At 70.5% G+C, this 18,184-nt stretch carries 14 protein-coding genes; 7 read left to right on the forward strand and 7 right to left on the reverse strand.

Annotation, left to right across the window (positions count from 1 at the left end; translation table 11 throughout):
- Positions 1–173: 173 nt before the first annotated feature.
- A complete protein-coding gene (locus tag CLV54_RS00955) occupies positions 174–2,738 on the reverse strand; it encodes an ATP-dependent Clp protease ATP-binding subunit (RefSeq protein WP_100343087.1) in 2,565 nt (854 codons plus the stop codon).
- Positions 2,739–3,012: 274 nt separating this feature from the next.
- Between CLV54_RS00955 and CLV54_RS00960 the strand changes: the two genes are divergently transcribed.
- The 3 genes from CLV54_RS00960 (at position 3,013) to CLV54_RS00970 (ending at position 8,198) form a co-directional block, all read left to right on the forward strand.
- Complete coding sequence (locus CLV54_RS00960) at positions 3,013–3,258, forward strand: hypothetical protein (RefSeq protein WP_100343088.1); 246 nt, start codon at positions 3,013–3,015, stop codon at positions 3,256–3,258.
- A gap of 128 nt (positions 3,259–3,386) precedes the next feature.
- The gene (locus CLV54_RS00965; RefSeq protein WP_100343089.1) at positions 3,387–4,430 is read left to right on the forward strand and encodes a zinc-dependent alcohol dehydrogenase family protein; all 1,044 of its coding nucleotides are present in this window, start codon (positions 3,387–3,389) and stop codon (positions 4,428–4,430) included.
- Positions 4,431–4,682: 252 nt separating this feature from the next.
- The gene (locus CLV54_RS00970) at positions 4,683–8,198 is read left to right on the forward strand and encodes a DEAD/DEAH box helicase (RefSeq protein ID WP_100343090.1); all 3,516 of its coding nucleotides are present in this window, start codon (positions 4,683–4,685) and stop codon (positions 8,196–8,198) included.
- Positions 8,199–8,287: 89 nt separating this feature from the next.
- Here CLV54_RS00970 and CLV54_RS00975 read toward each other — a convergent pair whose 3' ends face one another.
- Positions 8,288–9,016, reverse strand: coding sequence for an endonuclease/exonuclease/phosphatase family protein (locus CLV54_RS00975; RefSeq protein ID WP_100343091.1), 729 nt, complete (start codon positions 9,014–9,016; stop codon positions 8,288–8,290).
- A gap of 182 nt (positions 9,017–9,198) precedes the next feature.
- The gene (locus CLV54_RS00980; RefSeq protein WP_100343092.1) at positions 9,199–10,071 is read right to left on the reverse strand and encodes an NmrA family NAD(P)-binding protein; all 873 of its coding nucleotides are present in this window, start codon (positions 10,069–10,071) and stop codon (positions 9,199–9,201) included.
- A gap of 197 nt (positions 10,072–10,268) precedes the next feature.
- Here CLV54_RS00980 and CLV54_RS00985 point away from each other — a divergent pair, with 197 nt between their 5' ends.
- The 4 genes from CLV54_RS00985 (at position 10,269) to CLV54_RS01000 (ending at position 13,672) form a co-directional block, all read left to right on the forward strand.
- Complete coding sequence (locus CLV54_RS00985) at positions 10,269–11,291, forward strand: LLM class flavin-dependent oxidoreductase (protein WP_100343093.1); 1,023 nt, start codon at positions 10,269–10,271, stop codon at positions 11,289–11,291.
- A gap of 10 nt (positions 11,292–11,301) precedes the next feature.
- On the forward strand, positions 11,302–11,523 hold the full coding sequence (locus tag CLV54_RS00990; protein WP_100343094.1) for a hypothetical protein: 222 nt from the start codon (positions 11,302–11,304) through the stop codon (positions 11,521–11,523).
- A gap of 120 nt (positions 11,524–11,643) precedes the next feature.
- Positions 11,644–12,813, forward strand: coding sequence for a fumarylacetoacetate hydrolase family protein (locus CLV54_RS00995; RefSeq protein ID WP_100343095.1), 1,170 nt, complete (start codon positions 11,644–11,646; stop codon positions 12,811–12,813).
- 4 nt (positions 12,814–12,817) lie between these two features.
- The gene (locus CLV54_RS01000) at positions 12,818–13,672 is read left to right on the forward strand and encodes a DUF72 domain-containing protein (RefSeq protein ID WP_100343096.1); all 855 of its coding nucleotides are present in this window, start codon (positions 12,818–12,820) and stop codon (positions 13,670–13,672) included.
- A 172-nt stretch (positions 13,673–13,844) separates the two neighbouring features.
- On the opposite strand, the gene CLV54_RS01005 is transcribed toward CLV54_RS01000, so the two are convergent.
- The 4 genes from CLV54_RS01005 to CLV54_RS01020 all read right to left on the reverse strand — a co-directional run bounded on the left by CLV54_RS01005 (position 13,845) and on the right by CLV54_RS01020 (position 18,080).
- Entirely contained in the window at positions 13,845–15,071 is a 1,227-nt protein-coding gene (locus CLV54_RS01005) for a kynureninase (RefSeq protein ID WP_100343097.1), read from the reverse strand.
- Between the two features lie 146 nt (positions 15,072–15,217).
- Positions 15,218–16,213 carry an acetylxylan esterase gene (locus CLV54_RS01010; RefSeq protein ID WP_100343098.1) on the reverse strand — a complete coding sequence of 332 codons (996 nt, stop codon included), beginning with the start codon at positions 16,211–16,213 and terminating at the stop codon, positions 15,218–15,220.
- A 46-nt stretch (positions 16,214–16,259) separates the two neighbouring features.
- Positions 16,260–16,442 (reverse strand): hypothetical protein, encoded by a 183-nt coding sequence (locus CLV54_RS01015; protein ID WP_100343099.1) that lies wholly within the window; start codon positions 16,440–16,442, stop codon positions 16,260–16,262.
- Between the two features lie 162 nt (positions 16,443–16,604).
- Entirely contained in the window at positions 16,605–18,080 is a 1,476-nt protein-coding gene (locus CLV54_RS01020) for a peptide MFS transporter (protein ID WP_100343100.1), read from the reverse strand.
- Positions 18,081–18,184 lie beyond the last annotated feature (104 nt).

The raw sequence follows: 18,184 nt of genomic DNA on the forward strand, positions 1-18,184 counted from the left end.
GGCCTCGCGAGTCGCGCCGAACCGTCCCCAACGCGCGTTTACGCAACGGTTCGACGCGATTCGATCGTGCGGGAAGACGTTCTGCACCCACGGCGCCGCTAGAGTCGCCGAAAACCGCCCCCGACGACGATCGTTGGGGGCGGTTCTCGGCGACTCGCGGGGGCGAGAAGGGGTTACGCGGCGAGCGGGAGACCGACGGCCACGCGGGCGGCGACCACGAGCTCGTCGCCGTTCGCGTCGACGACGGCCTCGGCGCCATCCTGCAGCTCACCGCTCACCAGCAGGTCGGCGATGCGGTCGTCGACCTCGCGCTGGATGACGCGGCGCAGCGGGCGGGCGCCGTACTCGGGCTCGTAGCCGTGGTCGGCGATCAGGTCGATCGCGGCATCCGTCACCGTCAGGGCGATGGAGCGGCCGGCCAGGCGGTCGGAGGACGCGTGCAGCAGCAGACGGACGATCGAGTGCAGCTGAGCCGCCTCGAGCTTCTGGAAGAGCACGATCTCGTCGATGCGGTTCAGGAACTCGGGGCGCATCGCCTCACGGAGCTTGCCCATCACGCGGTCGCGCAGAGCCTTGTCGGAGCCGAAGCCGTTCGCAGCCGCACCGTCGGCGATGAAGCCCACGGCTCCGCTGCGGCTCGCCAGGAACTCCGAGCCGAGGTTCGAGGTCATGATGACGACCGTGTTGCGGAAGTCGACCGTGCGGCCCTGGCCGTCGGTGAGGCGCCCGTCGTCCAGCACCTGCAGCAGCAGGTTGAAGACATCCGGGTGGGCCTTCTCGATCTCGTCGAAGAGCACGACCGAGTACGGGTTGCGGCGCACGCGCTCGGTCAGCTGCCCTGCCTCGTCGTAACCGACATAGCCGGGAGGGGCTCCGACGAGCCGGGAGACCGTGTGGCGCTCGCCGAACTCGCTCATGTCGAAGCGCAGCATCGACTTCTCGTCGCCGAACAGCGAGCCGGCCAGAGCCTTCGCGAGCTCGGTCTTGCCGACACCGGTCGGGCCGAGGAACAGGAAGCTGCCGATGGGTCGGCGCGCGTCACCCATACCCGTTCGATTGCGCCGCACGGCCTTGGCGACCACGGTCACGGCGTCGTCCTGGCCGATCACCCGATCGTGCAGCTCGTCTTCGAGACGGGACAGCCGCTCGCGGTCGACCTCGGTGAGCCTGCTGGCCGGGATGCCGGTGGCCCGCGAGATCACGGCGGCGATCTCGGCCTCGTCGACGACGGCCGACAGCTGCGTCGACTCGGAGGATCCGACCGCTGCGAGCTTCTCGTGCAGCGACTCCAGCTCGTCGCGCAGACGCGACGCCTCCTCGTAGTGCTCCGCGGCGACCGCCGAGTTCTTGGCGGCCTCCAGCTCGGCGAGCTGCTCGAGCAGCGCGGAGGTGTCGACACGGGTGCCGAGCTTCAGACGCAGACGCGCCCCGGCCTGGTCGATGAGGTCGATGGCCTTGTCGGGCAGGAAGCGGTCGGTAACGTACCGGGCGGAGAGCTCGACGGAGGCGCGGATCGCGTTCTCCGTGTAGCTCACGCCGTGGTGGTCTTCGTAGCTCTTCCGCAGGCCCGACAGGATGAGCACGGCATCCTCGATGCTCGGCTCGCCGACCTGCACGGGCTGGAAGCGGCGTTCGAGCGCCGAGTCCTTCTCGATCGCGCGGTACTCCTTGAGAGTGGTCGCGCCCACGACGTTGAGCTCACCGCGGGCGAGCCGCGGCTTCAGGATGTTGCCCGCGTCCATGCCGCCCTCGCCCGACGCTCCCGCGCCGACGACGGTGTGCAGCTCGTCGAGGAAGACGATGAGCTGCGACCTGTGGCTGCTGATCTCGTCCATGAGCTTCGTGAGGCGCTCCTCGAAGTCGCCGCGGAAGCGGGTGCCCGAGATCATGCCGGGCAGGTCGACCGTCACAACGCGCTTCTCGCGCAGCTGCTCGGGAACGGCGCCGTCGACGATGGCCTGGGCGAGTCCTTCGACGATCGCGGTCTTGCCCACGCCGGCCTCGCCGATCAGAACCGGGTTGTTCTTGGTGCGGCGCGACAGGATCTCGATGGTCTGCTCGATCTCGTCGGCACGGCCGATCACGGGGTCGAGCTTGCCCTCGCGGGCGAGTGCGGTGAGGTCGGTGCTGAACGTGTCGAGGGTGGGGGTCTGCGACGGGCTCGCCGCGGCATCCGTCTCGCTCGAGGCGTCGGATGCCGGTGACTCGGCCGTCTGGCCCATGCCCGACTGCAGGGCGTCCGGGGTGACGCCTGCCGCAGACAGCACCTGGCCGGCGGGGGAATCCTGCCCGATCACGAGCGCGAAGAAGAGGTGCTCGGGGTCGATGTAGGTCGAGCCGGAGGCACGGGCCACCTGGTAGGCGTGGAAGAGCGCACGCTGCGACGACGGGGTGAGCGAGGGCGCCGCGGTGGCGCGCTCGGACGACGCCTGGGGAAGGCGCTGCTCGGCAGCGCTCGCGATGCTCGCGGGGTCGGCACCGACACGCCTGATGACGTCGCTGGCCGGCTCCTGCTCGGCGATCACCCGCAGGATGTGCAGGGCGTCGAGCTCGCTGTGGCCGTGTTCGAGCGCGAAACGCCCCGCCTGGGCGAGCACGTTCTGAGTGCGCCGGCTGATGAGCCGACTGAGGTCGATGGAGCGCCCGGACTGTGCCGCGCGCTCGCCCTCGAGGTACCGGGCGAGGAACTCGTCGAAGGAGTTCGTTCCGGAGTTCTCGGGGTCAGAGTATGTAGGCATGTGGTGACTTCCTTTGAAACTTGAGTGCCATTCACTCAAGTTCAACGCGGGCGCCGATGATTCATTCCCGAGATCCCAGAACTTGATACACGGTGACTCAACTCCGTTGAGGATCTCCCCATGCGCTACGAAGGTGGCCGGGATGAATCATGGAGATGTCTCACCAGTGTTGAATCAGTGAACTTTTCATCAATATGCTGTGCAAACGTTCTCGTACCCCAGATCCTGGGATTAACCTCGCCATACACGCTCCAAGCCGAAAGGCAACAGAATCTTGACTCGCTCGAACGGCGTCATCCGTCCCGCCGACGCCACCGTATTCGTGGGAATGCTCGCGACACTGCACACCCTGCTCGACTGGGACGAACCCGACATCCTCGATCAGCTTCTCCGCCGCCTGCGCAACGATCTGGTGAAACTGGGCCTGAGCGAATCCGACTCGAAAGACGATCAGCTGGCCGCCATCGACGCCATGATCACCCGCCTGCGTCGCGACGCCCTCGGTAAAGAAGCCGCCTGAGCTCGGTCGCACGCCGGGCAGCTCACCCGAACCACGCCGCGATCCCCCGTCGGATGCCCACACGGTCGGCCACATCGGCTTAGATCGAAGAGGCGGGCGCCCCAGGCCCGCCCAGAGGGAGTGGCACAGTGCGCGCGGTGTATTTCGAGGAGTTCGGCCAGGCACCCGTCATCCGCGAGGTGCCCGACCCGGTCGCGAGCCCGGGCGGCGTGGTCGTGCGGGTGCAGACGACGGGGCTGTGCCGCAGCGACGTCCACGGCTGGCTCGGTCACGACGACGGCATCGCCCTGCCGCATGTGCCCGGCCATGAGCTCGTGGGCGTGATCGAGCAGATCGGCGCGAACGTCACGGGCTTCGCGCCCGGGCAGCGCGTCACCACGCCCTTCGTCTGCGCGTGCGGCCGCTGCCCCGAATGCCTCGGCGGCAACGCTCAGGTGTGCCGCAACCAGACGCAGCCCGGCTTCACGCACTGGGGTTCGTACGCCGAGCTCGTGGCGCTGCACGACGCCGAGCTCAACCTCATCCCGGTTCCCGATGAGATGGATGCCGGTGCGGCCGCCCTGCTCGGATGCCGCTTCGCCACCGCCTTCCGCGGGCTCGTGCACCAGAGCGCCCTCCAGCCGGACGAGTGGCTGCTCGTCGTCGGCTGCGGCGGAGTGGGGCTGAGCGCCGTTATGATCGGTCGCGCGATCGGCGCCCGGGTCATCGCCGTCGACATCAGCGACGGTGCGCTCGCCACCGCCGCCCGGCTGGGCGCCGAGCACACGATCAACACGGATGGTGTGGAGCAGGGCGAGATCCTGAGCACGATCCGTGCGATCACGGGCGAGGCCGGCGTCGACGTCTCGGTGGAGGCGCTCGGGCGGGAGGCCACCGTGGCGCTCGCGATCCTCTCGCTCGCGCCGCGCGGCCGGCACGTGCAGATCGGCCTGCTCGCGAACGACCCCGTCGTGCCGATGTCGGCGATCATCGCCGGGGAGCTGACCATACGGGGCAGCCACGGCATGCCGGCATCCGACTATCCGGAGCTGCTCGCTCTCGTCGCCTCAGGGGCGCTTCGGCCCCAGGAGCTCATCGACCAGCACATCGGCCTCGACGAGGTGCCCGAGGCGATGTTGCGGATGTCGCGGGGCGAGCTCACCGGCGTCACCGTGATCGACGTCGCCGCCTGACGATTCGCGGCCGGCTCGCACCCGGGCAGCGCGAGCGCGGGACTGTTGCCGGGCGACGAGCGCCGACGGGCCGCGCTCGGGGACAGACCCGCGGTCGACGACAGAGCCGCGCTCGGGGACAGAGCCGCGCTCGGGGACAGACCCGCGCTCGGGGACAGAGCCGCGCTCGGGGACAGACCCGCGGTCGACGACAGAGCCGCGGTCGACGTCTGGCCAGGGCGGGCCGTCGGCGGCGCGTGAGAGCATGGACGCATGTCGCCCGCCGCTTTCCCCCTGGTGGACGCCGTCGACATCCTGCGCCTCGTGGGGCACCCCTCGTTCGAGCGCGGGCGCGACGACGCGAGGGCCGGCCGGGTGACCCGCATCGACTGGCACGCCGAGACGTCACGGCTCTCGGGCGCGGTGTCGGGCGACGGCGAGCAGGAATGCTGGGTCGAGCTGCGCACCAACGCCAAGGGCTACGTGCCCGTCGACAGCTATTGCAGCTGCCCGCTGACGGTCGACTGCCGGCACGTCACGGCGCTCATGTTCCGCAGCAACACCGAGCACGTGCGCGACGACGCCGCGACCCGGCAGGATGCCGGCGCCTGGGCGACGGCATCCGCGACGACAGCGGGCGGCGACCCCGGCATCGGGCCCGACCCGAGCACCGGCGCAGACACCGGCACAGGCACAGGCACCGCCCGGCGAACGACGAGGCCGCAGAAGACCCCGGCGCAACCCGGGTGGAAGACCGTGATGACGGCGCTGACGGCGCGGCCGCCGGCATCCGCATCCCGGCACGCACCGGGTCGGACTGCCGAGCGCGCACCCGGGCAGACCAGCCCGATGGGCCTGCAGTTCGAGGTGCGCGAGCACACCGAGCGCGAGAGGGACCGCTGGCTCGGCCCCGTCGTCAAGGCCGCGACCGCGCAGGCCAGACGCGGCCCGCGACACCTGGGTGTGCGCCCCGTCATGCGCAACGACAAAGGCAACTGGGTGCGCGGCAACCTCGGCTGGAACAGCTTCGCCCACCAGTCCCACCAGCTGAACCTGAACCCCGAGCACCGTCTCTGGTTCGCGCAGTTCGCCGCTGTACAGCGGGCCGACCGCGCCCTCTACCCGAACCACGACCCCGAGTGGCTCTACCTCGACGACTTCGCGAGCCCCCTGCTCTGGCGCCTGCTCGACGACGCGAGCGAGCTGGGCATCCCCCTGCTGGGCTCGAAGAAAGACACGGTCGTCACGATCGGCCGGCAGGCGGTCGTGGGCCTGGATGCCGCGCGCGCACCCGACGGCGAGGTGCGGCTGACACCCGTGCTCGCGGTCGATGGCCAGCGCCACGGCGCGAGCGAGGCGGGCGCGATCGGCACCCACGGGGTCTACCTCTATGAGCTCGCACCGACGATCGCCTTCACGCTCGCGCCCACGAGCCGCCCGATCCCCGACGAGCAGAGAGCGCTGCTGAGCCCCGCTCAGCCGCTCGTCGTTCCCGCGGCCGACCTCGGCGCCTTCCTCGACGACTACTACCCGCGACTGCGGCAGGTGATCGAGGTGACGAGCACAGACGGCTCGGTCGAACTGCCGCAGATCGCGCCGCCCGTGCTCGTGCTGACCGCGACGTTCCAGGCGAAGCAGGCGCTGCGGCTCGACTGGGCCTGGCAGTACGGCGACGAGACGTCCCGAGGCGGGCGGATGCCGCTGCACCCTCTGCCGGGCAGCCCCGGGTTCCGCGACGAGGCCGCCGAGCGCGACATCCTGAACCGGGTCGAGAGCACGCTGAGGGGCGCCGGGCCCGACGCCCCTCCCCTCGAGTCGCGCACGACCCTGCGCGGGCTCGAGGCCGCGATGTTCAGCGAGAAGGTGCTTCCCCTGCTCGAGCAGCTCGTCGGCGTGCGTCTCGACGTCGTGGGCGAGCGGCCCGACTACCACGAGCTCACCGAGCCCCCGCAGCTGATCGTCACGACCGTGGAGACCGACAAGCGCGACTGGTTCGACCTCGGCGTTATGGTCACGATCGAGGGTCGCACCATCCCCTTCCAGCCGCTCTTCACGGCGATGTCGAAGGGCAAGGACCGCCTGCTGCTCATCGACAACAGCTATCTCTCGCTGCACCAGCCCGCCCTCGAGCAGCTGCGCGAGCTCATCGAGGAGGCCCGGTCGCTGCAGGAGTGGGAGACGGGGCTGCGCATCAGCCGCTACCAGGCGAGCCTGTGGGCCGAGTTCGAAGACCTCGCCGACGAGACCGTGCAGGCGCAGACCTGGCGGGAGTCGGCCGCCGCCCTGGGCGGCGTCACCGGCGTCGACGAGGTGCCGGTGCCGAGCGGCGTGCACGCGACCCTGCGCCCCTACCAGGCCGAGGGCTTCTCCTGGCTCGTCTTCCTCTGGAAGCACCGACTGGGCGGGATCCTCGCCGACGACATGGGGCTCGGCAAGACCCTGCAGGCGCTCGCCCTCGTCGCACACACCCGCGAGACGGCCGCGACCGCGGATGCCGCTCCCGCCGCGAACGCGGACGCCCCGCCCACAGGCCCAGACCCCGGGGGCAGCCCGCCGTTCCTCGTCGTCGCCCCCACCTCCGTCGTCTCGAACTGGCTGAGCGAGGCGCAGCGGTTCACCCCCGGGCTCGTCGTGCGAGCCGTGACCACAACCCAGGCGAAGGGGCGGATGCCGCTGGCCGAGCTCGCCCGCGGCGCCGACATCCTCGTCACCTCGTACACGCTCTTCCGTCTCGACAACGCGGCCTACCGCGAGCAGCCGTGGGCCGGCATGATCCTCGACGAGGCCCAGTTCGTGAAGAACCACGGCTCGGCGGTGCACCGGCACGCCCGCGAGATGGAGCTCCCGTTCACCCTCGCCATCACGGGCACGCCCATGGAGAACAACCTCATGGAGCTGTGGGCGCTCTTCTCGATCGTCGCGCCCGGGCTGTTCGCCTCGGCTCCGAGGTTCCGCGAAGGCTACCTGCGCTCGATCGAGCGTGGCGAGACGGAGCCGCTCGCCCGGCTGCGCCGCCGCATCCGACCGCTGATGATGCGCCGCACCAAGGAGCTCGTCGCCACCGAGCTGCCCCCGAAGCAGGAGCAGGTGCTGACGATCGAGCTCGCGCCCCGGCACCGCAAGCTCTACGACACGGTGCTGCAGCGGGAGCGGCAGAAGCTGCTGGGCCTCATCGACGACGATCTCGACCGCAACCGCTTCATCGTCTTCCGCTCGCTGACCCTGCTGAGGATGCTGAGCCTCGACGCCTCGCTCATCGACGAGGAGTACGCGTCGATCCCGTCGAGCAAACTCGACGCGCTCGTCGAGCAGCTCGACGACGTCGTGGCGGAAGGCCATCGCGCCCTCGTCTTCAGCCAGTTCACCTCCTTCCTGCGCAAGGCCGCGACGAGGCTCGAGGAGCAGGGCATCGACGTCGTCTACCTCGACGGCTCGACCCGCAACCGGCGGGAGGTGATCGGCGGTTTCACGGAGGGCACGGCCCCGGTCTTCCTCATCAGCCTGAAGGCCGGGGGCTTCGGCCTCAACCTCACCGAGGCCGACTACGTGTTCCTGCTCGACCCCTGGTGGAACCCGGCGGCCGAAGACCAGGCCATCGACCGCACCCACCGCATCGGCCAGACGAAGAACGTCATGGTCTACCGGATGGTGGCAGCGGACACGATCGAGGAGAAGGTCATGGCCCTGCAGCGCAGGAAGGCGAAGCTCTTCGCCTCGGTGATCGACGACGAGGCGCTCTTCAGCTCAGCGCTCACGGCCGACGACATCCGCGGGCTCCTCGACGCCTGAGCGTGCGTGCGGGTGGGCGCGCGGGCGGCCCCGCGGCGAGCCGACGCCTGAGCGCGCGTTCGCCCGGGCGCGGCGGCCGCGGCATCCGCCTACAGCGTGAAGTCGCTCTGCGTCTCGACCACGACCGGCGCCTGCTCGCGCGCCGGCTGGTCGCTGTACGTCGAGGTCACGAGGATGGGCATGTGGTCGGAGGTGCCCCGCGGCAGGGTCTCGATGCTGTCGATGCGCAGGCCCACGGATGTCGCGAGGTCGAAGTGCCCGCGGAAGAACTTGTACCGCGTGTACGTCCTGCTGTCGCTGAGGCTGAGGTCGTAGCCCGACTCCTTGACCTTGTCGCTCAGGTGGTCTTTGAAGATCGGGTAGTTGTAGTCGCCCACCATAAGCGTCGGCAGACCCGGCCCCAGGATGCGCAGCTCGCCGAGCGCGGAGTGGATCTGCTTGCGCCGCAGGGAGTTGAGGGCGGTGAGCGGCGCGGCGTGGAAGGAGGCGACGACGAGCTCGCGCTGCGACTCGTGGTCGACCAGCCGTGTTCCGATGAGGCGCTCGTGGGCGGGCCGCAGCACCATGTCGTGCAGCGACTTCTTGAGCGCGAAGGTCTGCGTCTTCGCCGCGGCGAAGCGGTCTTTGCGGTAGTAGAGGGCGAGACCGAGCCGGTTGCGCGTCGTCGAGTCGGCGAGGTGCAGGATGCCGATCTCCGCCGGCAGCTCGAGCGTGTCGCACTCCTGCAGGCAGAGCACGTCGGGGTCGTAGCGCTCTGCGAGGGCGACGAGCTCGCCGCTCGCCCTGTTCTTGCGGAGGTTGTAGCTGATGACCCTCACGACGGACCTCACTCCCGCTCGGTGGACGACATCCAGCCTACGTCCGTTCTCACTCCGGATGCGCCGGGCGCGGGGTTGTTCGCGAGCGACGAGCCCCGGTGAGGCGCGCTCGCGAACAACCCCGCGCCCGGCGGATGAGAGACCGGGGCGCATCGTGACTGCGCCTGCAGACGCCGTCACGGTCAACCCGCAGGGGCCTCGAAGGCGGCGCGATTCGCCGCGACCCACTGGGCGAGGCTCGTCGGCGCCTGGCCGGTGAGCTCGCGGTAGGTGTCGGTCACGAGGTCGGCGTCGCCGCGCTTCCAGGCCGCGAAGTGCACCATGACGGCGGTGTCGACGGCCGACTCGGGAATGCCGACGTCGTGCACCATCATCTGGCGGAAGGCGGTCTCGGGCATGTCCTGGTAGGTGATCGTGCGGCCGAGCCCCGCCGTGAGCGCCTCCGCCATCTGCGTCATCGTGAGGGCCTCGGGCCCCGTGAGCTCGTAGTTCGCGCCCTGCTCGTCGCGGTCGGTCAGCACGACGGATGCCGCACGACCCACGTCGTCCGCGGCGACGAGGCCCACGCGGCCGTCGCCCGCGCAGCCGAAGATCATGCTCGCCTGCTCGATGCCGCCCGCCTGCTGCAGCAGGCTCGTCTCCATGACCGAGTTCGGCGAGACGAGGGACCAGCGCAGCCCCGAGTCGCGCAGCGCCTGGATGCTCGCGCGATGCTGACCGTCGAGCTCTTCGCCCGGTTGGTGCCTGACGGCTCCCCACAGCTTCACGATGCGCCGCACGCCCGCCCGCTTCGCGGCGTTCAGGGCGTTCGTCTCGCGCTCCAAGACGCGGTCGTCCATGGGCGTCACCACGAAGACGGTGTCGACGCCGGCGAAGGCCGCCGTGAGGGTCTGCGGCTGGTCGAGGTCGCCCACCGCGACATCCGCCCCGGATGCCGCGACCGCGGCGGCATGGGCCTCGGAGTGCACGAGCGCCCGCACCTCGGCACCCCGCGCCCTCGTCTCGCGCAGCACGCGGCTGCCGAACATTCCCGTCGAACCGAGGATCAGGATCATGGCCGCCTCCCAGCATCTGCCGCCGATCCTACCGAGCGCGACCGCCGTGCGCGCCCCCGGGGCCCGAGTTTCTCGTCGAGCGCGGGTTTGTTCGCGAGCGACGAGCCCCGGCGAGGCGCGCTCGCGAACAACCCCGCGCTCGACGGAGATGCCGGAGGAGGAGGAATAGCCTGGGGGCCATGGACGCTTCAACCCGCATGCACAAGAAGATCGGCTACCTCTCCTTCGGTCACTGGCAGCCGATCCCCGGCTCGCAGACGCGGACGGCCCGGGACGCGCTCGTGCAGAGCATCGAGCTGGCGGTCGCGGCCGAAGAGCTCGGCATCGACGGCGCGTTCTACCGTGTGCACCACTTCGCCCGGCAGCTGGCATCCCCGTTCCCGCTGCTGGCGGCGATCGCCGCACGCACGAGCCGCATCGAGATGGGCACGGGCGTCATCGACATGCGCTACGAGAATCCGCTCTACATGGCCGAGGAGGCCGCGGCGACCGACCTCATCTCCGATGGCAGGCTGCAGCTCGGCGTGAGCCGCGGCTCACCCGAGACCGCCCTGAACGGCTCGGAGGCCTTCGGCTACGTGCCCGAGGAGGGGCAGACGGATGCCGACGACGCCCGGGCCCGCACCGAGGTGTTCCGCGCCGCCATCGCCGGCGCCGGGGTCGCGCGCGCCAACCCGCAGATGACCGGCACGACGGGGGCGCTCGCCATCCAGCCGCAGTCCCCCGGGCTGACCGACCGCATCTGGTGGGGCGCGGGCACCCGCGCGACCGGGGTCTGGACGGCCGAGCAGGGTATGAACCTCATGAGCTCGACGCTGCTCACGGAAGACACCGGGGTGCCGTTCGACGAGCTGCAGGCCGAGCAGATCCAGCTGTACCGCAGCGCATGGGCGGAGGCCGGCTGGGATCGCGAGCCGAGAGTGTCGGTGAGCCGCAGCATCCTGCCGATCGTCAGCGACCTCGACCGCGAGTACTTCGGCGCGATGGCCCAGGGCGAGCGCCAAGACCAGGTCGGCCACCTCGACGGCGGGCTCGCGCGCTTCGGCAAGAGCTACGTCGGCGAGCCGGACGCGATCGCCGAGGAGCTCGCGCGCGACGCCGCGGTGCAGGATGCCGACACCCTCCTCGTGACCGTGCCCAACCAGCTCGGGGTCGGCTACAACGCCCACCTGCTCGAGACGATCGCGAAGCACATCGCCCCGGCCGCTGGATGGCGCTGACGGTCGGGTCATGGCCGGCACGAAGGACGATCGGATCAAGCGGCGGCGTCTGGCCGGCGCGCTGATCGGCGCCGGTTTCGACGAGGTGTTCAACCCGTCGGCGAAGTTCGGGCGGGAGACGTGGGAGGCGGCGCAGGATCTCTCGGTGCCGGTTCCGAGCCCCGGCGACGAACCCGATCTCGAGAGCGGGCGCATCGTGATCGTCGAGCCCCCGGACGCGGCTGAGCGCTGACGCGAGTCGTGCCGAACCGTTCGATGGGTGCCCCCGAGGAACGTTTCGCCGCGACTCGCGACCGGAGCCGCCGGGCGGATAGCCTGGCAGCACGCACCGGCCCCCGCAGAAAGCAGCCCCATGATCCCCGTCGACCCCGCCGCCCTCCTGCCCTCCGATTCCGCGGAGGCGACCCTCGTGGGCCGACTGTTCGACCCCGCCGACGGCGGACCGAGCGTCGTCACCGTGCGCGGTGACGAGCTCATCGACCTCACCCACCTCGCCTCGACGATGTCGGAGCTGCTCGACCGGCCCGACCTCGCCGAGCTCGTGCGCACCGCGGAGCCCCAGCGCACCTGGCCGCTCGCCGACGTGCTCGCGAACACCCTCGGCGAGCGCGACGACGTGCACCTGCTCGCGCCCGTCGACCTGCAGGTCATCAAGGCGGCGGGGGTGACCTTCGCGAAGAGCATGGTCGAACGCGTCATCGAGGAGCGGGCGGCCGGCGACCCGAGCAAGGCACTCGCCATCCGCGAGCGCATCGACGCCGCCATCGGAGGCGCGATCAGCGGTGTCGCGCCCGGAACACCCCAGGCCGCCGAGGTCAAGCGCATCCTCGTGGCCGAAGGCCTCTGGTCGCAGTACCTCGAGGTCGGCATCGGCCCGGATCCCGAGATCTTCACCAAGGCACCCGTGCTCTCCGCGGTCGGGGCCGGGGCGCAGATCGGCGTGCTCGAACGTTCCACGTGGAACAACCCCGAGCCGGAGCTCGTGCTCGTCGTGACCTCCGACGGCCGTGCCGTCGGCGCCACCCTCGGCAACGACGTGAACCTGCGGGATTTCGAGGGCCGGAGCGCCCTGCTGCTCGGCGAGGCGAAGGACAACAACGCCTCGTGCGCGATCGGTCCGTTCATCCGCCTTTTCGACGACTCCTTCGATCTGGGGGCCGTCTCGACGCTCGAGATCGGGCTGCGCGTGACGGGCGACGACGGCTACCTGCTCGACGACTCCAGTTCCATGAGCCAGATGAGCCGCGAGCTCGGCTTCCTCGTCGAGCACACGATCGGCGCCCATCACAGCTACCCCGACGGCTTCGCGCTCTTCACGGGGACCCTCTTCGCACCGACGCGCGATCGGGATGAACCCGACATGGGCTTCACCCACCACCGGGGCGACGTCGTGAGCATCTCGACGCCGGCGCTCGGAGCCCTCGTCAACCGTGTGACGACGGCGGAGGCGGCGCCGGACTGGACATTCGGCATCCGCGCGCTCATCGCCAACCTGCAGGAGCGGTCGCTGCGCGTACGCTGAGGGCATGGCGGTCGCGCGGGTCGGGATCTCGGGGTGGCGGTACGCACCCTGGCGCGGCGGCGCGTTCTACCCGAAGGGGCTGCCCCAACGGCTCGAGCTCGAGTACGCCTCCGAGCGGCTGGACTCCATCGAGGTCAACGGAACCTTCTACGGCCTGCAGCGCCCGTCGAGCTTCGAGACCTGGCGCGACACGGCGCCGCCCGACTTCGTCTTCTCGGTGAAGGGCAGCCGCTACATCAGCCACATCCTCGGGCTGCGCGACGCGCGCACGGCGCTCGCCAACTTCTTCGCGCAGGGCCTGCTGGCCCTCGGCGAGAAGCTCGGCCCCGTGCTCTGGCAGCTGCCGGAGCGGCACGCCTTCGACCCCGGCGAGCTCGAGGCCTTCCTGCGCGAGCTGCCGAAGACCACGGGCGAGGCGAGTGCCTTGGCGCACCGGCACGACACGACCCTCAACGGGCGGTCGTGGCTCCGCACCGATCACGACCGTCCGCTCCGCCACGCCCTCGAGGTGCGCAACCTCGGTTTCGACGTGCCGCAGTTCTTCGACATCCTGAGCGAGAACGGTGTGAGCGCCGTGATGGCCGACACGGCGGGACGCTGGCCGTCATTCACGACGACGACCGCCGACTTCGTCTACGTTCGGCTGCACGGCTCGACGGAGCTGTACGCGAGCGGCTACGGCGACGACGAGCTCGACCACTGGGCACGGCGCATCCGGGGCTGGCTCTCGACGGGCAAAGACGTCTACGTGTACTTCGACAACGACATGAAGGTTCGGTCGCCCGTCGACGCGATGGCCCTGCGCGAACGCCTCGGCGCGGCCACCGCGCGCAGCCCCGCACCGGCCGCCGAGTCGTGACGTCGCCCCTTCGATGCGCGCCGTCGCACCTCCCGACTTGCGCCAAATGGCCGTTCTGGGCCCTCGATGCCGGCCATATGGCGCGAGTCGAGAGGCATCTGCCGCAAGTCGGGCCCGCCACGACCGGGTGTCAGGCCCACCGCGACCGGGCCCCGGTCCCACCGCATCCGGCTCAGAGCGCGAGCAGCTCCTCGCGGATCGCCTCGACGCCGAGGCGCAGCTCCGCGAAACTCGTCGAGAGCGGCGACAGGCCCAGGCGGATGCCGCGGGGCGCCCGGAAGTCGGGAACCACCCCGCGCCGCCACAGCCGCTCCACGACCTGCCGGAAGTCCGGGTGGTCGATGGACACGTGTCCGCCGCGCATCCCCACGGTGCGAGGTGAGGCGAGCTCGACCCCGAGCGGCACGAGCAGCTCGTCGGCGAGAGCGACCGCGTGCTCGGTGAGCGCCACCGACTTCTGCCGGATCGACTCCACCCCGACCGTGCCGAGAAGCGCGATCATGTCGCGCATCGCGAGCATCCCGACGATGGGCGGCGTGCCGCTCGTGAAGCGCCGGATGCCGTCGGCCGGCTCGTAGCCCGGGCCCATCTCGAAAGGCTGCCGCGAGCCGAGCCAGCCCTGGATGGGCTGCCGCAGCTCGTCCTGCAGCGACGAGCGCACGTAGGCGAAAGCCGGCGAGCCCGGCCCGCCGTTCAGGTACTTGTAGCTGCACCCGACGGCGAGGTCGACTCCCCAGGCGTCCAGCTCGGTCGGAACGACGCCGACCGAGTGGCAGAGATCCCAGAGCACGAGGGCTCCGGCGCGATGCACGAGCTCGGTCGTGGTCGCGACATCCGCCAGGAAGCCGGAGCGATAGGCGACATTGCTCAGCAGCACGAGCGCCGTGTCGCCGCCCACGGCCGCGGCGACCTGCTGCGCGCTCACGCCGCCCCGCACATCCGACTCGATCCAGCGGATCGTGCAGCCCGTCTCGGCCGCGATCCCCTCGATCACGTAGCGATCGGTGGGGAAGTTGTCGGTGTCGACCACGAGCTCCTGCCGGCCCGGTCGCGCCGTCACCGCCGCCCGGGCGAGCTTGTAGAGCAGAACGGTGGTCGAGTCGCCCACGAAGGTCTGGCCGGATGCCGCGCCCAGGGCCACCCGTGCGAGCTCGTCTCCCACGGCGAACGGCAGCTCGAGCCAGCCCTCGTCCCAGCCGCGGATGAGCCGACCGCCCCACTCCTCGAGTGCGAAGTCGCGCAGCCGGTCGGCGCTCGCGATCAGCGGGCGCCCGAGCGAGTTGCCGTCGAGATACGAGACGACGTCGGCCGAGCGCACGAAGAGCTCGCGATACCCGGCGAGCGCGTCGGTCTCGTCGAGCTGCGCGGTGCGATCGGCCGCGAATCGTGCTTCCACCATGCTTCAGCCTATGGCCGCGGGGCGCTTCCCCGCCCGAGATGCGCCATATGGCCGAACCGGCTCACCGACATCGACCATTTGGCGTATGTGGATGGGCATTTCGCCGGGACTCGAACCCCTCGAACCCCTTCACCGACTCGAACGCCTCAGCCGACGACGGATGCCGCGGCCGCCGGCTGCTCGGCGAAGATCCCGCGCAGCACGGCCAGGCTCTGCTCGTCGGAGTCGATGCCGCCGCCCTCGTGGTCGTTGTACGGCCACACGGTCATCTGCTTCGGGCCGGCGTAGTTGTTGTAGGCGCCGAAGACGGTCGACGGCGGGCAGGTGCTGTCCATGAGCGCCGCCGAGATCCAGGCCGGCGCCACGGCGCGCGCGGCGAAGTTGACGCCGTCGAAGTAGGCGAGCGTGGTGCGCACCGCCGCCGCCTCGGATCGGCGGACGGCCAGGTAGCGGCCGATCTCGCGATACGGGTCGTTGTCGGTGAAGGTCGTCGCGCGCGGGAAGTCGCACAGGAACGGCACGTACGACACGACCGCCGAGAGGTCGGGCACGAGCCCGGCGACCGCGAGCGCGAGCCCGCCGCCCTGGCTCTGGCCGAGTACCGCGACACGGCTCGGGTCGACGAGGTCGAGGGAGCGCGCGGCATCCACCGCCCGCACCGCGTCGGTGATGAGCCGGCGGTAGTAGTAGCTCTCGCGATCGGCGATGCCGCGCGTCATGAAGCCCGGGAACTGCGGCCCGGTGCCCGCCTCATCGGGGGTGTCGCCGACGGACCAGCTCGAGCCCTGGCCGCGGGTGTCCATGTGGAAGTGCGCGAAGCCGGCCGAGGCCCAGATCAGCTTCTCGATGGCGTGGCCGCGGCCTCCGCCGTAGCCGACGAACTCCACGATCGTGGGAAGCGGACCGGTCGCCCCGGCGGGCACGCGCAGCCAGGCCTTGATCGGCTGGCCGCCGAAGCCCGGGAAGGTCACGTCGTAGACGTCGACCGTGACGAGTCCCGTGTCGACGAGGGCGACCGTGACGGGCGCCTCGACGGAGCGGCTCTCGGCGAGGGTGCGAGCCCAGAACTCGTCGAAATCGGCCGGATCGGTCTGAGCGCTGCGGTACTCGCGCAGCTGGTCTTCGGGGAGGTCGACGAACATGCCTTCAGCGTAGTGGCCGGGTCGCGGCATCCACCAACCGTCGGGGTCAGAGCCGGCCGAGCTCGCCGTCGACGGGGTCGAGCCCCACCTCTTCGCCCTCGTCGAACTCGTCGCTCGGGTCTTCGACCAGACGCTCGGCGTCGGGGATGCCCGGGGATTCGTCGTCGCGCCAGTCCGCCGGCTCCTCGGGAAAGTCGTCGTGGATGATCTCGTCGGTGCTTCGGTCCATCGCGCCCGCCCCTTCGCTCACCGCCCGACGCCCTCGAGCGTGCTCCCACGGTAGATCGCGCGCCGGGCACGCGCAACCGCCCGGGGTAGGCATCCGGGCCCAGACGCCGAGCTCGCGACATCCGGCCGACGGATCGGATCGCCCGCCTCGCCCGCCCTCGGCTCAGCGCACCCCGCGCATGAGCCTCAGGACAGGCTTGACGATGAGCAGCAGCAGCACGGCCAGCACGATCGCGATGCCGCCGAGCACACCGAAGTACGCGACCTCGGGCAGCACCGTGTAGAGGCCGGCGAGCCATCCCGAGATCGCCGTGCCGAGCGCGACCGAGAGGAAGAAGAGGGCGACCATCTGGGTGCGGAACATCTCGGGCGCGAGCTTGGTCGACGCCGAGAGGCCCACCGGCGAGATCAGCAGCTCGGCGACCGTGAAGACGAAGAGGATGCCGACGAGCCCGAGCAGGGGCGCGCTGTGGTCCGCGCTTCCGGCCATCAGGATGAACAGCAGGAAGGCGACGCCCATAAAGCCGGTTCCGAGAGCGAACTTGACCGGGGTGGACGGCTGGCGGCTGCCGAGCTTCGTCCAGATCGCCGCGAAGACCCCCGAGAGGATGATGATGAAGATCGGGTTGATCGACTGCACCCAGGTGACGGGCATGTCCCAGCCGAAGAGGCTGAGGTCGAGCCGCTGCTCGGCGTAGAGGGTCACGACCGTGAACTGCTGCTGGTAGAGCGACCAGAAAGCGACGCTCGCGATGAAGAGCGGGATGAAGGCGTAGACCCGCGAGCGCTCGACCCCGGTGACCCGCTTGCTCGAGAGGATGACCACGAAGTAGGCGACGGCCGCGACCACCGTCACGACGATGACGACGAGCGGCAGGGTGTTCTCGGTGATGACCCGCGCGAGCACGAGCACCACGATCACGACGATCGCGACCGACGCGACGACGATCATGAGCATCCTGCGGTTCGCGGGCAGCGGGTTCGGCACGACTCGCGCGCTGGCGGGCAGCGCCTTGCGCCCGATCGCGTACTGCGTGAGCCCGATCGCCATGCCGAGGGCCGCGACCCCGAAGGCGTAGTGGAAGCCGAGGGTCGTCTGCACGAGCCCGGTGAGCAGCGGGCCGAGGAAGGCGCCGAGGTTGATGCCGAGGTAGAAGACCGAGAAGCCGGCGTCGCGTCGCGGATCGCCCTGCTCGTAGAGCTGGCCCACGACCGAGGTCGCGTTGGCTTTGAGCCCGCCGCTGCCGATGGCGACGCAGAGCAGGCCGACGACGACGCCGGCACCACCCGGGATCACCGCGAGGGCGATATGGCCGACCATGATGAGGATGGCGCTGGAGAAGAGCACCCGCTCGGAGCCGAGCAGGCGGTCCGCGATCCAGGCGCCGAGGATCGTGGAGAGGTAGACCGCCCCGCCGTAGGCGCCGACGATGCCGACGGCCGTGGCCTGCGGGATGCCGAGCCCGCCGTCCGCCACCGAGTAGTAGAGGTAGAGCACGAGCGCGGCCTGCATGCCGTAGAAGGAGAAGCGCTCCCACATCTCGACGCCGAAGACCGTGGCGAGCTGCCGCGGCTGCCCGAAGAAGCCTCTGGACTGTTCGACGGGTGGCGGCGGCGTGCTCTCGGCGACATTGCTCACAGCTGCACGATAGCGGATGCCGCGCCGCCGTCGATATGGCCGGTCACGCCTGTCGCGAACCGGCCGCAGCCGACCGGGCGGGCCCGATCGGCTGCGAGAACCTG

Origin of the sequence: Compostimonas suwonensis, assembly GCF_002797855.1 — a bacterium.
Taxonomy (GTDB): domain Bacteria; phylum Actinomycetota; class Actinomycetes; order Actinomycetales; family Microbacteriaceae; genus Compostimonas; species Compostimonas suwonensis.

Coding starts and splice junctions, on each gene's coding strand:
- CLV54_RS00980 (WP_100343092.1), bottom strand. CDS start 10,071: ATGATCCTGATCCTCGGTTCGACGGGAATGTTCGGCAGCCGCGTGCTG.
- CLV54_RS00955 (WP_100343087.1), bottom strand. CDS start 2,738: ATGCCTACATACTCTGACCCCGAGAACTCCGGAACGAACTCCTTCGAC.
- CLV54_RS01005 (WP_100343097.1), bottom strand. CDS start 15,071: ATGGTGGAAGCACGATTCGCGGCCGATCGCACCGCGCAGCTCGACGAG.
- CLV54_RS00970 (WP_100343090.1), top strand. CDS start 4,683: ATGTCGCCCGCCGCTTTCCCCCTGGTGGACGCCGTCGACATCCTGCGC.
- CLV54_RS01000 (WP_100343096.1), top strand. CDS start 12,818: ATGGCGGTCGCGCGGGTCGGGATCTCGGGGTGGCGGTACGCACCCTGG.
- CLV54_RS01010 (WP_100343098.1), bottom strand. CDS start 16,213: ATGTTCGTCGACCTCCCCGAAGACCAGCTGCGCGAGTACCGCAGCGCT.
- CLV54_RS00990 (WP_100343094.1), top strand. CDS start 11,302: ATGGCCGGCACGAAGGACGATCGGATCAAGCGGCGGCGTCTGGCCGGC.
- CLV54_RS00985 (WP_100343093.1), top strand. CDS start 10,269: ATGCACAAGAAGATCGGCTACCTCTCCTTCGGTCACTGGCAGCCGATC.
- CLV54_RS00995 (WP_100343095.1), top strand. CDS start 11,644: ATGATCCCCGTCGACCCCGCCGCCCTCCTGCCCTCCGATTCCGCGGAG.
- CLV54_RS01015 (WP_100343099.1), bottom strand. CDS start 16,442: ATGGACCGAAGCACCGACGAGATCATCCACGACGACTTTCCCGAGGAG.